A 17,201-nucleotide genomic window follows, 5' to 3' on the forward strand; every position below is an offset into this window, starting at 1 on the left:
GATCAGTCAAAGGTCCGGAATCAGGCGCTTGCCCAGGCTGATGACCTCGTCCTGCTGAAAGCCCAGGGTCGCGTAGAAGTCCTTCACCGCAATATTGCCCGACCGGATCAGAAGATTGATCTTGGGGCAACCCATTTCCAGCAGCCGGCGCTCCACCGCCTGCATCAGTGCGGTGGCATGACCGCGGCGCTGATGCGCGGGCGATACCGCCAGGTAATTGATCCAGGCGCGATGGCCGTCATAGCCGCCCATCAGCGTCGCGACGATCGCGCCGTCCGCCTCTCCCACCAGAAACAAGTCCGCCTGCACCGCAAGCTTGCGCGCAATATCCTTGCGCGGGTCGTTCCATGGGCGGGTCAGGCCGCAGTCATGCCACAGCTGGATGATGGCCGCTTCGTCGGTCGAATGGTAGGGCCGGATGGCGAGGTCTTGCGCACTCATGCTTCGTTCCTTCAAGGATGGCAACGAAAGCCTTGCGATACGCCTCGACAGCGGGACCAGCCAGAAACAGAAAAGCCACGAGGGGTATCGTGGCTTTCAGGATATGGCGCCGATGGTTTGGCGCCGGGACGTGACCAGCCACTCAACGTAAGCGTCGAGTGATTCGTCGGTAGGCTGCGCCAGACATAGGCGCGAAATGCTTTGCGTTCATGAGGGCAAGCATACACGAGGCGGCGAAGCGCAGCCAACGTCAGGACGCGTCAGGCGCCTCCAGCGTGCCTTCCATGACCACCACGGCCTCGCCCGCCACGCCCGCCCATACGCCATCGGCGCGCGGTTCGGCGTGAGCCAGCAGCACGCTGGCGCGTCCCATGTCCACGCCCTGCTCCACCCTCAGGCGCATTGCGCCGGCGCCGCGCAGGGCCGTGCGCAAGGCCGTCATGGCCGCCGTAGCGCTGCCGGTCGCGGGGTCTTCCGTCATGCGACCGGTGAACATGCGGGCCTGGACATCCGCCCCGCCCGCCCCCGTGTCAGTGGTGTAGGCATAGATGGACTTTGCGCCGTCCAGCGGCAGCAGGGCCGCGTAGCCCGCCGGATCTGGCACGGCCCGGCGCAAGGCGTCGCGGCTGGCCAATTGCACCACCAGGAAGATCAGGCCTACCGACGCCACCTGCGGCGCATGCGTGGAGGTATCGATGTCCGCAGGCTCCAGGCTCAAGGCCCGCGCAACCGCGGCGGCCGGCGCCTCGCTGGCGCGCGACAGCGGTTGCGGCGCAAGCAGTTCCGCACCCGCCGCGCCGTTTGCGCCTGGGCGCAGCGCAATGCGCACCAGTCCCGCCTCCTCCTCAAACGCGAAGGCATCCGGCACGGTCAGGCCCGAGGCAGCCATTTCGCGCGCCAGCACCACGGCCGTGCCCACATTGGGATGTCCGGCGAACGGCACCTCGCGGTCGGGCGTGAAGATGCGCACCCAGGCCGTATGGGCAGGATCCCGCGGCGGCAGCACAAAGCTGGTTTCGGAATAGTTGAATTCGCGCGCGATGCGTTGCATCTGCGCCGTGCTCAGGCCCTGGGCGTCGAACACGACCGCCAGCGGATTGCCGCCGTACGCTTGGCTGGTGAACACATCGGCGGTGACATAACGGTAGCGCATGGAACGTCCTCTCAGGCCACGCGGACTGCGCGGCGACCCGGGAAGTGTGCGGGGCCGGCGCGCGGCCCACCAGACACAGAGGCGATGAATCGGGACCGTAACAGCGGGTGGATCTGGCATAGACTATGCTGGCCCGGCGCTTTCCGCCCCTCAAGCCGGTGCATGACGATTTGCGCTCACCAGGAACCCGCCACATGTCCACGGTACGCACCTACCTCCAGAACCGCCTGCCTGCAGGCGAACTTGCCAGATTGATGCGAGTCCAGGAGCCGTTCTTTCTGGAGAACATCGTCGACATCGACGAAACCGCGGCAGCGCTGCAGGCGCTGTGCCGCGAACATGGGCTGACCGTGCGGACGGTCAAGCAACCCTACAACGCCAGCGTGTCGGGCTGGGATCTGGCCAGCTTTCTTCCCGCCTGGTTCGGCGCGCTGGCCCTTGGTTTCTTCGCCGCCACTACGCCGGGCGGGCAGCGTACGGACGTCACCCTCAAACTGCGCAGCAACAGCTTGCTCGAAGTGTGTTTTTCCCGGCCAGCACCCCATCCCGGCGCCGCCTTGCCTTGATCCGCGCGGGGTGTGCCTTGCAGCAAGGTAGCGTCCACTCAGGCCTAGTACAATGTCCCATATATGGGGACGCTAAACATGAAAGACAGTGCCAGACCCGCAGAGGCGCTTACCGTCGAAGCCGCGATAGGCTTGGCTGAAAATTGGGCCCGCGCGCATCACGCGGACGCTGATCGAAGCAGGAAGTTCGCCACCCAATGGCATGGAGACACCAGTCCCGATGACAGGCAAGGCGACGTGCTCCTGAGGGATCTCGCCTTCTTTTTCCAGGCCGCATCCAACGACGCCGCCTACTGGCGCTCGGTCGGAGACTTCACCGAGGAAGCCACCGGCCCCTGGGGAGTCCAGGCGCTGAAAGCCTTGGCCGGCCTGAACCTCATCGGCCTGGCGGCATCCCTAATCCTGTTCGCGGCGCGCGACAGCTCGGCCTTCACGGCAGGCGCAATCAGCGCCTGCGCCTTGTTCCTGGCCGGGCTGCTGCTGGCCTATCCGGCGCTGCGGCTCACCCGCATTTCCCGCTCCACGGCGAACGCCGCCTCGGCCCTGCAAAGCCGCGAAGCGGGCGCCGCGTGGACCTGGGAACAACTGCGGTCCGCCAACGTCGGCAACCCCAACGTCGGCCGCAAGGAACGCAAGATCGCCTTGCGCCTGGCCGCCATCATGGCAGCCACAGCCACGGCGGGCTGCGCGCTGCTGATTGCGACAGTGTGGTTCTAGCGGGTAGCCCGACGTCCGGCTACGCCACTGGCGTAACCGCCCTCCCTGTCGTAAAGAACGACACCAGGTTCCGCATCGCCAGCTCCGCCATCTGGCGGCGCGTCTCGTGCGTGGCGCTGCCGATATGGGGCGCCAGGATCACGTTCGACAGGCGCCGCAGGGGGCTCTCGCCCAGCGGCTCGCTTTCGAACACGTCGAGCGCGGCCCCCTGGATGATGCCGTTGGCCAACGCATGGCACAGGTCGGCCTCATTGATCACCGAGCCGCGGGCGACATTGACGACCACCCCCTCCGGCCCCAGCGCACTCAACACGGCGGCGTCGACGATATGGCGCGTTGCCGCCCCGCCGGGACATGACAGGACCAGCACGTCCACATGGCGGGCCATGGCAGGCAGAGAATCAAAATGCCGCCACGGCGTATCCTGGGGCGTGCGGCCGAAGTAGCTGAGGTCCACTTCGAACGGCACGAGCCGCCGGACGATCTCTTTGCCGATGCGCCCTAAACCGACGATGCCGACCTTCCTGCCCGCCAGGCTCGCCCCCAACGGAAAGGGCGAGGCCTCCCATGCGCCCGTGCGCACGAAGCTGTCGGCCGCAGGCAACTGGCGCAGCAAGGCGAGCAACAACCCCACCGCCAATTCAGCCACGGCCTTGTTCAACACGTCCGGCGTGTTGGTCACGACGATGTTCTTCTCACGCGCGCGGTCCAGCGCGATGCCGTCGTAGCCGACGCCGTTGGTGGCGATGATGCGCAGCTTCGGCAAGCGATCCATCAGCTCGGCGGAAATCCGGTAGTTCGAGCGCGTGACGATGCCGCCGATCGCATCGGCCTGCGCAGGATCGTTTTGCAGCGCCGCCTCGTCGATCAACGTGAACCTCGAGCGGAACTGCGCTTCCACCGACTCGGGAAAAACCCCTACCTTGAGCAGAGGGGGAAACTTGCCGTCCCCCTTGCCGGAGACATTTGCTACTGCCTGGCGCGCTTGGGCCAGTTCATGCTCGATCATGGATTTCAACCTCGACGCTATAACATACGGAAAATTGGCGCGATAAGCCTGCAGCCATCGCAGCCGGGTTCGTAGCGGTTCGTGCGATCTTCAACCTGAAGTTTCTCCTTTCAGGGCAATAGGCCCATCGCATCATGGACATCAAGTGCATGCAGAGCTTCGTCGCAGTCGTCGAAGCCGGTTCATTCGCCGAAGCGGCGCGCAAGCTCGATCTGACCTCGGCCGCCATCGCCGCGCGCATCAAGGCGCTGGAGATGGACCTGGGTGTGGCGCTGGTCAAGCGCTCGGGGCGTTCGGTCCGGCCCACCGAGAGCGGCATGCGTATCCTCGAAGGCACCAAGGCGGCCATCCGCAACATCCGCGATCTGCGCGCCATGGCCATCGACGGCGACCAGCCGGGCGAATTCCGCATCGGCTGTTTCGTGTCCGCATTGACGAACGTGTTGCCGCCGATACTGAAATCGCTGTACCGCAAGCATCCGGACGCCTCCGTCTTCGTCACGCCCGGCGGCTCCATAGACCTGTGCGGCAAGGTGGTCAACGGCGAACTCGACGCCGCCATCGTGGTGGAACCGCAGTTCGCGGTGCCCAAGAGCTGTCTCTGGCAGCCATTCATGGAAGAACCGCTGGTCGTCGTCGCGCCGTCCCATCTTGCGGACCAGGACGCCCACACCCTGCTGTCGACCCAACCCTTCATACGCTACGACCGCAACATCTACGGCGGCCAGCTGGCCGACCGCTATCTGCGCGACCACCAGATCTGGCCCAAGCAGCGGCTGGAGATCGACGGCCTGCTAGCCATCGTCGCGCTGGTGCATGAAGGCCTGGGCGTTGCACTGATTCCGGACTGGTCGTCCATGTGGAAGTCGCTCGACGTGGCGCGCATCCCGCTGCCGAACCGTGCGCCCGTGCGCAGGAACGGCCTGATCTGGAATACCCGCGGCCATCACGCCAAGATGGCCGCGTCGATATCCCAGGATGCCCGGACCCTCTTCGGCAACATGGAAGCACGCCGGGCAACGCCGTAGCCCTACTTCGACTTGCCCGGCACGCCGCGCAGGAAGTCGAAATCCACGCCCTTGTCGGCCTGGGTCACCGTATCGAGGAAGAGCTTCTTGTAGCCGCGCTCGGCCGTGGGCGGCGTGACCGGCTGCTCGCGGCGGCGGCGGTCGAGTTCTTCGTCCGACACCAGCAGGGAGATCTCGCGCCGACTCACGCTCAGGCGTATGCGGTCGCCGTTCCTGACATAGGCCAGCGGCCCGCCTATGGCCGCTTCCGGCGTGACATGCAGCACGATGGTGCCAAAGGCGGTGCCGCTCATGCGGCCGTCAGAGATCCGGATGATGTCCTTCACCCCCTGCGACGCCAGCTTCTTGGGGATCGGGATATAGCCCGCCTCCGGCATGCCGGGCGCGCCCTTGGGCCCGATGTTCTTCAGCACCAATATGTCCTGCGGCGTGACGTCCAGGTCCGCGGCATCGATGCGGCCCGCCAGGTCCTCGGCGTTCTCGAACACCACGGCCCGGCCTTCGTGTTCCATCAGCCCGGCATCGGCGGACGACTGCTTGATGATGGCGCCTTCGGGGGCCAGGTTGCCCGAAAGGACGGCTATGCCGCCCTGTGGATAGATCGGGTTCTGCCGCGTCTTGACCACGCTTTGCGGGAACCCCGGCCCCGCGCGTTCGATCTCCTCGCCCAGCGTCCTGCCGGTCACGGTCAACGCGTCGAGCTTCAACAGCGGCTTGAGTTCGCGCAGCAGCGTGGCCATGCCGCCCGCTTTGTGGAAGTCTTCCATGTAATGCTGGCCCGAAGGCTTCAGGTCCACCAGCACAGGCGTCTCGCGCCCCATGCGGTCCAGCGCCTGCAGATCCAGGTCCAGCCCCAGGCGGCCAGCGATGGCGGTCAGGTGGATGATGCCGTTGGTGGACCCGCCGATGGCCAGCAGCACGCGCATGGCATTCTCGAAGGAATCCGCGGTCAGGATCTTCGAGACCGACAGGCGCTGCCTGGCGATCTCGACGGCCTGCGCGCCCGTGAGTTCAGCAATGCGCATCCGGTCAGCCGTGACGGCGGGCGGCGTAGCGCCGCCAGGCACGGTCATGCCCAGCGCTTCGGCAATACAGGCCATGGTGCTTGCCGTACCCATGACCGAACAGGTGCCCACGCTGGCGACGAGCTGGTTGTTGACGTCGGCGATCTCCTGGCTGTCGATCTCCTCGGCGCGGTACTTGCCCCAGTACCGGCGGCAATCCGTGCATGCGCCCACCCGTTCTGAACGGTGCGACCCCGTCAGCATCGATCCCGTCACAAGCTGGATCGCCGGTATGTCCGCCGACGCGGCGCCCATGAGCTGGGCGGGCACGGTCTTGTCGCATCCGCCTATCAGCACCACCGCGTCCATGGGCTGCGCGCGTATCAGCTCCTCGGTGTCCATGGACATGAGGTTGCGCAGGTACATGCTGGTGGGAAAGGAAAAGCTCTCGTGGATGGAGATGGTCGGGAAATCCATCGGCAGGCCGCCCGCGAACATGATGCCGCGCTTCACGGCTTCCAGCAGCTGCGGCGCGTTGCCGTGGCAGGGGTTGTAGGCGCTGCCCGTGTTGGCGATGCCGATCACCGGCCGGTCCAGCGCGCCGTCCGTGTAGCCGGCGCCCTTGATGAAGGCCTTGCGCAGGAACAGCGAAAAGCCGCTGTCGCCGTAGCTGGTGAGGCCTTTGCGCAGGCCGCCGGCCTCGCCCTGCGACGCCTCGGTGTTTTTCTTGCTCATCTTGTTCAAGCTGCTTCCAGTTAATTTACGGTGATGCCGCCGTCGCGGATGACCTTGGCCCACTGCTCGATTTCGGCGTTCAGGCGCGCCTTGGAGGCTTCGACGTCGAGCGCGTCGGCATAGACGCCTTGCTGCAGCAGCTGGGCCTTGGCATCGTCCTTGGCCAGCGCCGTGGTCAGCGCCTTGTTGATCTTGGCGACGATGGGAGCCGGCGTGCCGGCCGGCGCCATCACGCCAAAGAGCGAACTGACGTTGAAGCCGCTGAAGCCTTGTTCCTCGGCGGTGGGAATGTCCGGCAACATCGAGACGCGCTGCGGCGTCAGCACGGCCAGCGGACGCAACTGGCCGGACTTGATGAAGGAGATCGCGGCGGGCACCGTCTCGGTCATCGTCTCCACCTGGCCGCCGACCAGGTCCGTCATGGCCGGGCCGCTGCCGCGATAGGCCACGTGCACGATGTTGACGCCCGCGATCTGCTTGAAGAGTTCCATCGCCATGCGCTGCGGCGCGCCCGCGCCCGACGAGGCGAAATTGAGTTTTCCGGGATTCGCCTTCGCGTAGCTCACCAGATCGGCCAGCGATTTGATGGGCAGCTTGGGATTGACCACGGCCACCAGCGGCACAAAGCCGACCACCCCGGCGGGCGCGAAGTCCTTGCGCAGGTCGTAGGGGATGGTGTCCTTCTCCAGGGTCGCCATGACCGAATGCGAAGTCAGCGCCCCCATCAGCAAGGTATAGCCATCAGGTTGCGCGCGCGCCACTTCCGCCGCACCGATATTGCCGCCTGCGCCGCCGCGGTTCTCGATCACGACCTGGCCGCCGATCTGCTCGCTCAGGCGCTGGCCTACGATGCGTCCGATCACGTCGGTCGCGCCGCCAGGCGGATACGGGATGATCAGGCGGATGGGCTTGTTCGGATAGCTGTCGGCGGCCTGCGCGGATGCATGGCCAGGAACGGTGAAAGCAGCAGCCGCGATGAAGGCGGCCGCGGCGATGTGAATGCGCTTGCGCGCGGCATTCTTACAGAACATTTTTGTCTCCCGATGCGTTCTTATGGCTTGAAAGCTCTAGGCGCATGTTCGCAAACTCCCGCCTGCGAAAAGAGAAAAAAATTTATGTTCTGTCAAAAAAATCCGTGAGAGTCCTAGGACGTATGGATGAGGAAAATCCGGGCTGCACTTCGGTTTGGTGAAGTAGAGTTCTTGAGCCGCCGGCGTCCGGACTGCGGGATTCCGATGCTCGCCCCGGTGGGGCCGCGCTTCGGATCCCTCCGTCCGGACACCGGCTCACGGTGTCTACCCAGGAACGTGGTCTGAAGCCACCGCATCAGGCGACTGCCAGCCGAGGACCCCGGAGCCATCCGAAGCGCAGCCCCGCCGGGGCGAGCATCGGAATGGCGCAGGGCAGCCTCGGCGGCTAAAGAACCCTGACATCCGCGAGCTCGAAGCCCTGCCGCTTCGGCTTTGTGAGGCTGGGTTCTTTTGTTCGGCAGGGTTCTTGAGCCGCCGGCGTCCGGACTGCGGGATTCCGATGCTCGCCCCGGTGGGGCTGCGCTTCGGATCCCTCCGCCCGGACACCGGCTCACGGCATCTGCCCATGAACGGCGGCTGAAACCAACGCATCAGGCGACTGGCAGCCGAGGACCCCGAAGCCATCCGAAGCGCAGCCCCGCCGGGGCGAGCATCGGAATGGCGCAGGGCAGCCTCGGCGGCTAAAGAACCCCGACATCCGCAAGTTCGAAGCCCTGCCGCTCCGCGACAGTCTGCGTCAGGCCAGCGCCTCTTCATCCTTCAGGATCTGCATGGCCTTGCCCAAGGCGACCTGGTAGCGCCGCTGCTCCTGGGCGACGCGGTCCGGCGTCCATTGATAGAAGCCCTTCAGAGAAGGCGACTTGACGCCTATGTTGCCCTGCTCGACCAGCTCGCGCATGAGCGCGCTGGGCCTGTCGTCCGTACGCAGGTGCGGATACATCGTCGCGGCCGCCGCGCAATGGATGTCGATGCCGGCCAGATCCTTCTGCAGCAGCGGGCCGGCCGCGATGTAGCGGAATCCGAACCCGTAGCGCACGGCGGTGTCCACGTCCTCGGCGGACGCGAAGCCTTCCTCGACCAGCGCGATCGCCTCGCGCATCAGCGCATGCTGGATGCGGTTGGCAAGAAACCCCGGCACGTCGCGCTTGACCTGCACCGGCTTCTTGCCGGTATCGCGCATGATGCGGCTGACTTCTTGCGCCATGGCTTCATCGGTAGCCTCTCCGCGTATCACTTCCACGGCGGGCACCAGATGGGCCGGCATGAAGTAATGCAGACCCACCATGCGTGCGCGGGTCTGCAAGCCCTCGCCGATGGCGCTGATGGGAAAGCTCGACGAATTGCTGGTCAAGGGAATCGAAGCGGGCGCCAGCTGTTCCAGGCGAGCGAATACGGCACGCTTGGTTTCCAGCAGTTCGGGCACGCACTCGACCACGATGCGGGTATCGCTCCAGTCGATTTCTTCCATGGTTGCGCTGGTGACGACGCGCCCGGCGTCCGCCTGGCCGCCGATCATTTCGCTGGAGGCGTTCACGCGCCGCGTGGCCGCCGCGCGCGCCGCCGCGTCGGGCTCCACCAGCCATACACGCCAGCCGGCCGCATGAAAACCGGCGGCGACGTCAGCCCCCATGGTGCCCGCGCCCAGCACAATTGCCTGATCCATCTGTTCCGTCCTTTTGGTAGTTGGGGTATGTGGTAGTCAGAGCGCCTGCGCGGCCGGCGCCGGCAGGTACATCGGCTTGCCCGCTACATCGAGTTCGACGCGCAGGATGCTGGCCGAACTGGACTCGGTGATGTAAAGCGTGCGGCCCGCGGCTCCCCCGAAGGCCAGGTTGGTGGTGTGCAGCCCCTCGGGAGACTGGATGCGCAAAGCCGGCTGGCCCAACGGATCCATGCACCAGATGGCGCCCAGACCCACGTGGGCAATGCACAGTCCGCCCTTCGCATCCAGCGCCAGGCCATCCGGGCCGCCGCCGCCCGACATCTGGATGAACATGCCCACCTTGCCGACCTGGCCGTTGCGCAGCAGCGGCACCTTCCAGATCGCGTTGGCCCGCGTCGCCGCCACATACAGCGCGTGCTCGTCCAGATCCATCACCAGGCCGTTGGGGCTGGGTATGCAATCAAGCAGGCAGTCCAGCTTGCCGTCCGGCCGCAGGCGGAACAGGCGGCCAGTCGGATCCTGCCAGCCGGTCATGCCCTGGTCGGTGAAATAGAGATCCCCCGCCTGCGAGAAGAACAGGTCGTTCACGCCCTTGAAGCGCTCGATGTTGTAGCGCTCGAGCACCGGGCGCACCTCGCGGCGCTCGAGGTCGAACTGCATGATGCCGTGCTTGTAGTCGGCGATGAAGATGCGGCCGTCGCGATGGAACTTCAGGCCGTTGGGCCAGCCGTCGTACTGTACGAGCGGCTCGAATTCGCCACGCGCATCGACCCGCAGGATGCGGCCGTTGATGACGTCCACGCAATACAGCAGGCCGTCTGGCCCGAAGGACGGCCCTTCCAGCAACGAGCGCGGCGGATTGCCCTGCGGCTGGCCAGCGACCCACTCGTTCAGGTCCTGGCCCTGCCACTTCAGCTCGTCGGGCAGCCGGGCGTATACGCTGGCTTGAATCCTGGGGACGGGATCGTAGAACATGCAGGTCTCCTCTGATTTACCGGACGGGAATCTATGCGCCCCGTTTCGAGCGAAATTCTAAGGAGAGCCGAGCATTTAAGGAAATGAAATATATCGAACGAGTCTTTCAATAAAACCGATCGTTGATTCCTGCCGTCGCGACGCCGCCGGCGTCTTGCCGCCAGGGGATTCACGCCAGCGTCCGCGCGGTGGACCCGGCCCACGATACGATGACGCGTCCCCTACCTGTTGCTTGCCGCCAAATGCTCCGTGTTGCCCTCCGCGCCATTCTCGTCCTCGTCATCGCCGGCGCCGCCTTGGTGCTGCTGCGAGGTACGGGCGGCCCCAAGCTGATCCACAGCGAAGATTCGCAGTTCGGCAAACTGCTCGTGTTCGAGGAAAACGGCGAGCGCTGCATGAACTTCAACTCCATGCACGACGTCGGCCGCCAGACCTGCATGAGCCTTGCGCATCCCGGGCAGCTGGTGTTTTCCTATACCCGCATGATGATGACCGCGCTCTACATCAATCCCAAGCCGCGCAACATCCTGATCGTCGGATTGGGCGGCGCCACACTGCAAAAGGCCCTGGCCGCGCTCCTGCCCGATACCGTCATCGATACCGTGGAAATCGATCCCGCCGTGGGCAAGGTCGCAGCGGGTTACTTCGGCTACCAGCAAGGCCCCACGCAACGCCTCTTCCTGGAAGATGGCCGCGCCTACATCGAACGCGCCCATCGCGACGGCCTGCAATACGACATGGTGATGCTGGACGCATTCGACGTCGACTACATCCCCGAACATCTGATGACGCTGGAATTCCTGCAGCACGTGCGCGGCATCCTCGCGCCGGGCGGTGTGGCGGTGGCGAACACCTTCACCGAGAGCCAGCTCTATGCGCGCGAATCGGCGACCTATGCCGCGGTGTTCGGAGAGTTCTTCAATCTGCAAACGGGCAATCGCGTCATCATGGCGGTCAACGGTGAACTGCCCGGCCGCGATCAGCTTGCCCGCAATGCCAAGGCGCTGGATGCCGTTCTCGGGCCGTTGGGCGTCAATGCCGAGGAAGCCCTGGAGATGTACTCGCGCCGACAGGCGATTGCCGACGACGCACCCGTCTTGCGCGATTGAGCCTGGACGGCGCGCTCACTTCACGGCGGAGTTGCCGCCATCCGCATAGAGCGCGGACCCGGTCACGAAGCTTGCCATCGGGCTGGCCAGGAACAACGCCGCCGAGGCGATTTCATCGGCGCGCGCAATCCGCTTCATGGCATGCAGGCCGGCCGCCCAGTCCTTCTGCTCCTGGCTTCCGGCCATCTCGGTGTCCACACCGCCAGGCAAGAGCGCATTGGCGCGGATGCCTTGCGCGGCATAGTCCGCAGTAATGCCCTTGACCAAGCCCATCAGCGCGGCTTTGGACGTGCCGTAGGCCGTCATGCCGGGCAGGCCCACGCTCGTCCCCACAAAACTGGACACGAAGACCAGCGCGCCGCCGCCCCGCTCCAGCATGGCCGGAATCTGATGGCGCGCTCCCAGGAATGCCGCCGTGAGATTGACGCTCAGCGTATGCTCCCATTCTTCCAGGGCAACTTCCGCAAGCGGCTTGAAGGGCCCGATGGTGCCGGCATTGTTTATCGCGATGTCCAGGCCGCCGAACTCGCGCTGGGCGTACTGCACCGCCAGTCTGTGCGTGTCCGGCAAGGCGACATCTCCCGCAGCAACGCAGGCCCGCCCGCCGGCGCTCCTGATCTCATCGGCCACCTGCTCCAGCAGATCACGGCGTCTGGCCGTCAGCACCAGCGCCGCGCCCTCGGCGGCCAGGCGCAACGCCACGGCGCGCCCGATACCCGAGGACGCGCCCGTGACCAAAGCCACTTTTCCAGCAAGAGATAAAGACATCGGCGTCTGCTCCAGACATGAAGGATGCCTGCATCCTACAAACGCGAGCGGGCCCTGTCCTCCCGCTTCTTGCTGTCTACGCGCGGCATCTCACGCCACTGATCCGCGCTGCGCCATCCGTGCCGGCAACTCCTGGGCCACCTGCCTGGCATGATCGGCCGGCCGTATCAACAGGCAGCCCAGCACACCAAGCGCGCCGCCTGCAAGGCTGTAAAAAACGGGCGCCAGTGATATCCCGGTGGCCTGGATCAGCCAGGTGACGATGAACTGGGCGAAACCGCCAAAAATCATGACGGCGATGTTGTAGCAAACCGCCAAGCCGGCCGAGCGCACGTTCGTTGGAAACTGTTCGCCTAGCGCTGTCGCGAACGGTCCAAGAAAGCCGCCCAGCAGTATGCTCAGCACGGTGAACGCCACGACCAGATTCGGCAAGGTCGGCGTCGACTGCACCCACGAGAACAGCGGATACATCAATATCGCGTACGGCAGCAGGAACGACAGCATCACCGGCTTTCTTCCATGGCGATCCGAAATCGCGCCGGAAATTGGAATGATGACGATCAGCGCCAGCAGCCCGATGGCCTGCGCGGTGAAGGCGTCGTGCAGCGCGAAACCGAACTGGCGGGTCACGAAAGTCGGCAGATAAATGATGAATGTATAGACGGAAGCCGTGGCGCACGTGGTCAGGCACAGCGTGGCTGCGATGGACCGCGGATAACGGCCCAACATCGCTACCAGGCTGACCGTCTCCCCCTTGCGCAGCGACGCCGCGGACTCTTCGGGTTCGTCCAGATAGCGCCGGATCCACCATCCCAGCGGCGCGATCAGCAGTCCCACGACAAACGGAATGCGCCACATCCCGTCGAGCAGCTGTTGCTCGGTGAAGACCGATGTCAGCAGAAACCCCGTGGCGGCGCCCCCCAGATTGGCGAGATTCTGGCCGAACATCTGCCATGCGCCGTAGAGTCCCTTCTTGTTCCTGGGCGCGGCCTCCACGAGATAGGCGGTGGACGATGCGAACTCGCCGCCGGTCGCGATCCCCTGCATCAGGCGGGCCAGCACGATCAGGATGGGCGCGGCGACGCCTATGGTCGCATACGAAGGCGTAAAGACCATGATGAGCAAGGACACCGTCATCAACGCAATAATCAGTTGCAGCGCTGCCTTCCTGCCCTTGCGGTCCGCATACATGCCGATGGCGATGCCGCCTATCGGGCGCGTGACGAAACCGACGCCGAACGTCGCCAGCGTCAGCAGCAGCGCGGTATGTTCGCCCGCTTCCGGAAAGAACACCTTGGCGATGATGAATGCCATCGCCGCGAACACGCCGAAGTCATACCATTCGAGCGCATTGCCAAATATCGCCGCCGTCAATTGCAGCCATCGCGGGGCGCTTTTCTTTTTTTCCTTATTCATGTCTCGTCTCCTCCCAATTGCTACCTAGTTGTTGTTGTCCAGCGGCAGCGCTCTTTCGGCTATCCGGGAAAGCACCGCGCTTCCGATGGGAATGACGGCATCGTTGAAATCGAAGTGCGAGGTGTGCAACCCGTGTACATGATCCGGATCGCCCGTGCCCAGATGCAGATACGCACCGGGCCGCTCGCGCAGCATGTAGGCGAAATCCTCCCCGCCCAGACTGGGCACCGGATGCCGGACCACATGCTGTTCGCCCACCACGTCCTGCGCCGCCAGCCTGGCCAGGCGGGTCTGCGGTTCCGCATTGACCGTTGCCGGCACGTTCGGCTCATAGTCCAGCGTCGCCGATCCGCCCAGCCCTTTCGAAACGCTTTCCACGGTTTCCCGCAGGCGGGCCTGCAAGACCTGCTGAACTTCCGGCCGCAACGATCTGGCGGTGCCCGTAAGCACCACCTCGTCCGGTATGACGTTGAAGCCCGCCAGATTGCCTCCCGCCAGGGCGCATAGGCTGAGCACGCCGGCGTCCAGCGGGTCCAGGTTGCGGCTCACGATGGAGTGCGCCGCAACGATGACGTGGCCGGCGATCAGAACCGGATCTACCGTCCGTTGAGGCGCAATCCCCCCATGGCCACCCTTGCCGCGGATCCGGATCGTAATGCGGTCGGACGCCGCCATGACGGGCCCGACCGGAATGGATACCGTCCCCAGGGGCAACGCCGGCCAGTTGTGGAGCGCATATATCTCTTCAATGGGAAACCGCTCGAACAGGCCATCCTTGACCATTTCCAACCCGCCGTTGTGCCCTTCTTCGCCGGGCTGAAAAATCAGATAGACCACGCCGTTGAAATTCCGGGTGCGCTGCAGATAGGCCGCGGCGGCCAACAGCATGGCGACGTGGCCGTCGTGGCCGCAGGCATGCATCTTTCCGTCCTCGGCTGACGCGTACCCCAGCCCCGTGCATTCGCGGATGGGGAGCGCGTCCATGTCCGCTCTCAGGCCTATCGCCCGTCCGCTGCTCGTTTCCCGGCCTGGAATGAATCCAACTACGCCGGTGCGTCCAATGTTGGTGTGGAATCCGATGGAGAGCCGGCGCAGCTCCTCGCAAACCAGCGCCGCGGTCCGGTGCTCCTCAAAACCCAGTTCTGGGTGCGCGTGCAGGTCGTGCCGTATCTGCCTGTACCTGGCGGCGTCCGCGGACAAATGATCAAGGATTTTCTGTGGCATGGGCTTGGGTCTTCGTTATTGAAGTTTTTGTCTACACAGGTTCACTACCGCCCGAATGGTAGAGACACCCCACCCATGCCGTAAAATGCTATTTAACGATGTCCGTCATACTAATAAGGTATAGCCATGGATCTGCGGCAATTGCGCTACTTCGTTGCCGTCGCCGAATGCGGCAGCATCAGCCTCGCGGCTCAGTCGGTGCATATCGCCCAGCCGGCATTGACCCGGCAGATCCAGGCATTGGAAGAAGAGCTGGGCACCGCCGTTTTTGAACGAACCACCCGTGGCGTCCATCTGACCGAAGCGGGCAAGCAGTTGCTCCTGGACGCCAACCGCCTGCTGGGCGACGCGACCGCGGCCATGGAGCGCGCGCAGCGCGCGGGACGCGGTGAGATCGGTCACCTGACCATCGCCCTGCCGGTCATGCTGACGTTGCGTTCCCTGCTCGCCGATGCGCTGCGGCGATTCCGCCGGGAAGCCCCGGGGGTCTCGTTGACACTCAGTCATCTGCTTTCGGATGCGCAGATCGAACTACTGCCCACAGGCAGGCTGGACGCGGGATTCACGCTGTTCAGGCCGCTCGACGATCCCGCGTTCAAAGGCATCCCCATCTACTCCGAGAAGATGCTGGTCGCCTATCCCGCGGACTGGCACTGGGACAATGACGGCCCGGCGTCCTTGCGCGAACTGGCCGGCCGGGACTTCATCTGGCTGCCGCGCAATGCAGCGCCTGTCTGGCATGACAGGCTGATCCATTGCTTTTTCAAGGCCGGGTTCGTGCCCCGCTCATCGATACAGGGCGTGGATGTCGGATCGATGCTCACCCTGGTCGCCGCGGGCTTGGGCTGCACCGTTCTGCCCGACTCGGCCACGCGCGCCGCGCCACCCACCGTTGCCTTCAAGGAACTGCCCGATCTGGACGTGGTCCAGCATTGGGAGCTGGTCTGGCGGGCCGACAACCAGTCGGCGCCGCTCGAGCGGTTTATCGACATCGTCACGACCCACGTCGCGGACCCCAGCCGCCGTCTGGTGTGAAGCGCGGCACGCCGCAGCCCGCGCTACCTCTCGCAGCTCCAGTATGGGCAACCCGAGCGCCCGATGATTGCCCAGGCCAGCTCGCCCGGGCGGCGGAGCATGCGCTTCATGGCGTTTGCCTGCGCCCGCAATGGCGCTGAATCCGTCCGGTACATGCCCCGCTCGTCGAGCAGGAAGTTCATCTTCAAACGCGCCTGGCGCGCCTTTTCCAGATCGAGTTCGGCGCCGTCTGCTTGAAAGATCGCGCCATAGATCTGCGCTTGAACTCCGCAGTACTGGTCCGCCGCGGTCAATGCCTCTTGCAGGGCGGCATCCGGGTAGAGTTTGCGCAACCCTGCGATCTGCGCATGGCAGCTTTGGTACTGCAGCGGCATGAACCTTGCCAACAGCGCCTGATCCCTGTCTCCGGGTCTCGCGCAACCTCGCAGATCCGGCGCTCGCGATCCATCGCGCACAGCGGCGGACAACGCGCCGGCAATGCACTCATCCAGCGACGACGCTTTCCACAGCGCCCGATCCGAGCCCAGCAATCCCATTTTTCCCAGCGTGCGCCCAAACTGCGCGGCGGCAAGCTGTTCCTGCATGTCGCGATCATGACTGCCGAGCGTCACCGCGGCCAGCGCCACGGCGCTGAGCGTGCCCGTCGCGGCCAGGACCACCGCCGCCGTTACGGGCCGCAAGCGCTCGGCATACAGCGCGATGCCCGCGAGCAGCGCTCCCGACAGCAAGCCGCCCAGGTGCGCCGCGTTGTCGACGTCGAACGCGAAGCCCGCGCCGAAGGTCAGCACCAGGCTGAACAGCAGATTGCCGGGCGGGATGTGGGGCCGGCCCATACGCCGGTCATGCAAGCCGTAAACGATCGCGGCCCCGAAAATGCCCAGGATTGCGCCAGACGCCCCGCAGCTCAGGAAAAACTCGTCGCGATGCCATAACGCGGTGACCAGGCTGCCACATAGGCCCGACAGCAGATACACGCCCAGGAACACCCCGGAACGCATGCGCGCCTCCAGGATGATCCCCAGCGACCACAGCGCCAGCATGTTGATTGCCAGGTGCAGGAAGCCGATGTGCAGGAACATGCTGGTGAACAGGCGCCAGTATTCCCCGGACAAGGTCAAGGCCGGTACGTTGCCGCCCCAATCGATCAGGAACGAGGTTTGGCTCAGGCTCTCGAACGCGCGCGAGTCTAAAAATCCCGCCACGCCGTACACCGCGACATTGCAGGCAATCAGCAGAAGCGTGATCTTGCTGGCGAATATTCTTTTGAGCAGGGACGTGCGTTGGAATGGAGGCATCAGGTAGGCATATCGAAGAGTGGGCTTTATCT

Annotated in this window: 16 protein-coding genes; 5 read left to right on the forward strand and 11 right to left on the reverse strand. The window is 64.8% G+C overall.

The genetic code is table 11. The annotated features are described in order from the left end of the window. Positions 1-6: 6 nt before the first annotated feature. Both HV793_RS28125 and HV793_RS28130 read right to left on the reverse strand, forming a co-directional pair. Positions 7-441 carry a GNAT family acetyltransferase gene (locus tag HV793_RS28125; protein WP_054458230.1) on the reverse strand — a complete coding sequence of 145 codons (435 nt, stop codon included), beginning with the start codon at positions 439-441 and terminating at the stop codon, positions 7-9. 250 nt (positions 442-691) lie between these two features. After that, positions 692-1,594, reverse strand: a complete 903-nt coding sequence (locus tag HV793_RS28130; protein WP_054458231.1) for a PhzF family phenazine biosynthesis protein — start codon at positions 1,592-1,594, stop codon at positions 692-694. Between the two features lie 194 nt (positions 1,595-1,788). Here HV793_RS28130 and HV793_RS28135 point away from each other — a divergent pair, with 194 nt between their 5' ends. Then, positions 1,789-2,160, forward strand: coding sequence for a hypothetical protein (locus tag HV793_RS28135; RefSeq protein ID WP_175214300.1), 372 nt, complete (start codon positions 1,789-1,791; stop codon positions 2,158-2,160). A 78-nt stretch (positions 2,161-2,238) separates the two neighbouring features. Next, positions 2,239-2,877, forward strand: coding sequence for a hypothetical protein (locus tag HV793_RS28140; RefSeq protein WP_175214301.1), 639 nt, complete (start codon positions 2,239-2,241; stop codon positions 2,875-2,877). Positions 2,878-2,896: 19 nt separating this feature from the next. Here HV793_RS28140 and HV793_RS28145 read toward each other — a convergent pair whose 3' ends face one another. Then, complete coding sequence (locus HV793_RS28145) at positions 2,897-3,886, reverse strand: 2-hydroxyacid dehydrogenase (RefSeq protein ID WP_175214302.1); 990 nt, start codon at positions 3,884-3,886, stop codon at positions 2,897-2,899. Positions 3,887-4,020: 134 nt separating this feature from the next. On the opposite strand from HV793_RS28145, the gene HV793_RS28150 reads away from it, so the two are divergent. After that, a complete protein-coding gene (locus HV793_RS28150) occupies positions 4,021-4,914 on the forward strand; it encodes a LysR family transcriptional regulator (protein ID WP_054458234.1) in 894 nt (297 codons plus the stop codon). A gap of 2 nt (positions 4,915-4,916) precedes the next feature. On the opposite strand, the gene HV793_RS28155 is transcribed toward HV793_RS28150, so the two are convergent. The 4 genes from HV793_RS28155 to HV793_RS28170 all read right to left on the reverse strand — a co-directional run bounded on the left by HV793_RS28155 (position 4,917) and on the right by HV793_RS28170 (position 10,322). Next, positions 4,917-6,653, reverse strand: coding sequence for an IlvD/Edd family dehydratase (locus HV793_RS28155; RefSeq protein WP_054458304.1), 1,737 nt, complete (start codon positions 6,651-6,653; stop codon positions 4,917-4,919). A 20-nt stretch (positions 6,654-6,673) separates the two neighbouring features. Then, a complete protein-coding gene (locus HV793_RS28160; protein ID WP_054458235.1) occupies positions 6,674-7,684 on the reverse strand; it encodes a Bug family tripartite tricarboxylate transporter substrate binding protein in 1,011 nt (336 codons plus the stop codon). Between the two features lie 736 nt (positions 7,685-8,420). Then, positions 8,421-9,347 (reverse strand): 3-hydroxyacyl-CoA dehydrogenase family protein, encoded by a 927-nt coding sequence (locus HV793_RS28165; protein WP_175214303.1) that lies wholly within the window; start codon positions 9,345-9,347, stop codon positions 8,421-8,423. Positions 9,348-9,383: 36 nt separating this feature from the next. Next, positions 9,384-10,322, reverse strand: a complete 939-nt coding sequence (locus HV793_RS28170; protein WP_175214304.1) for an SMP-30/gluconolactonase/LRE family protein — start codon at positions 10,320-10,322, stop codon at positions 9,384-9,386. 242 nt (positions 10,323-10,564) lie between these two features. Between HV793_RS28170 and HV793_RS28175 the strand changes: the two genes are divergently transcribed. Continuing rightward, positions 10,565-11,431 (forward strand): spermidine synthase, encoded by an 867-nt coding sequence (locus HV793_RS28175; RefSeq protein WP_054458238.1) that lies wholly within the window; start codon positions 10,565-10,567, stop codon positions 11,429-11,431. A gap of 15 nt (positions 11,432-11,446) precedes the next feature. On the opposite strand, the gene HV793_RS28180 is transcribed toward HV793_RS28175, so the two are convergent. The 3 genes from HV793_RS28180 to HV793_RS28190 all read right to left on the reverse strand — a co-directional run bounded on the left by HV793_RS28180 (position 11,447) and on the right by HV793_RS28190 (position 14,839). Continuing rightward, positions 11,447-12,199, reverse strand: a complete 753-nt coding sequence (locus HV793_RS28180) for an SDR family oxidoreductase (RefSeq protein ID WP_054458239.1) — start codon at positions 12,197-12,199, stop codon at positions 11,447-11,449. Between the two features lie 90 nt (positions 12,200-12,289). Beyond that, on the reverse strand, positions 12,290-13,615 hold the full coding sequence (locus HV793_RS28185; RefSeq protein ID WP_054458240.1) for an MFS transporter: 1,326 nt from the start codon (positions 13,613-13,615) through the stop codon (positions 12,290-12,292). 24 nt (positions 13,616-13,639) lie between these two features. After that, positions 13,640-14,839 carry an amidohydrolase gene (locus HV793_RS28190; RefSeq protein WP_175214305.1) on the reverse strand — a complete coding sequence of 400 codons (1,200 nt, stop codon included), beginning with the start codon at positions 14,837-14,839 and terminating at the stop codon, positions 13,640-13,642. A gap of 126 nt (positions 14,840-14,965) precedes the next feature. Here HV793_RS28190 and HV793_RS28195 point away from each other — a divergent pair, with 126 nt between their 5' ends. Then, positions 14,966-15,874: a LysR family transcriptional regulator gene (locus HV793_RS28195; protein WP_054458242.1), complete on the forward strand. Its 909-nt coding sequence runs from the start codon at positions 14,966-14,968 to the stop codon at positions 15,872-15,874. A 23-nt stretch (positions 15,875-15,897) separates the two neighbouring features. Here the strand turns inward: HV793_RS28195 and HV793_RS28200 are convergent, their stop codons facing one another. Continuing rightward, entirely contained in the window at positions 15,898-17,085 is a 1,188-nt protein-coding gene (locus HV793_RS28200; RefSeq protein WP_175214306.1) for a rhomboid family intramembrane serine protease, read from the reverse strand. Between the last annotated feature and the right edge of the window lie 116 nt (positions 17,086-17,201).

The organism is Achromobacter aegrifaciens (genome assembly GCF_902859965.1).
GTDB classification, from domain to species: domain Bacteria; phylum Pseudomonadota; class Gammaproteobacteria; order Burkholderiales; family Burkholderiaceae_B; genus Achromobacter; species Achromobacter aegrifaciens.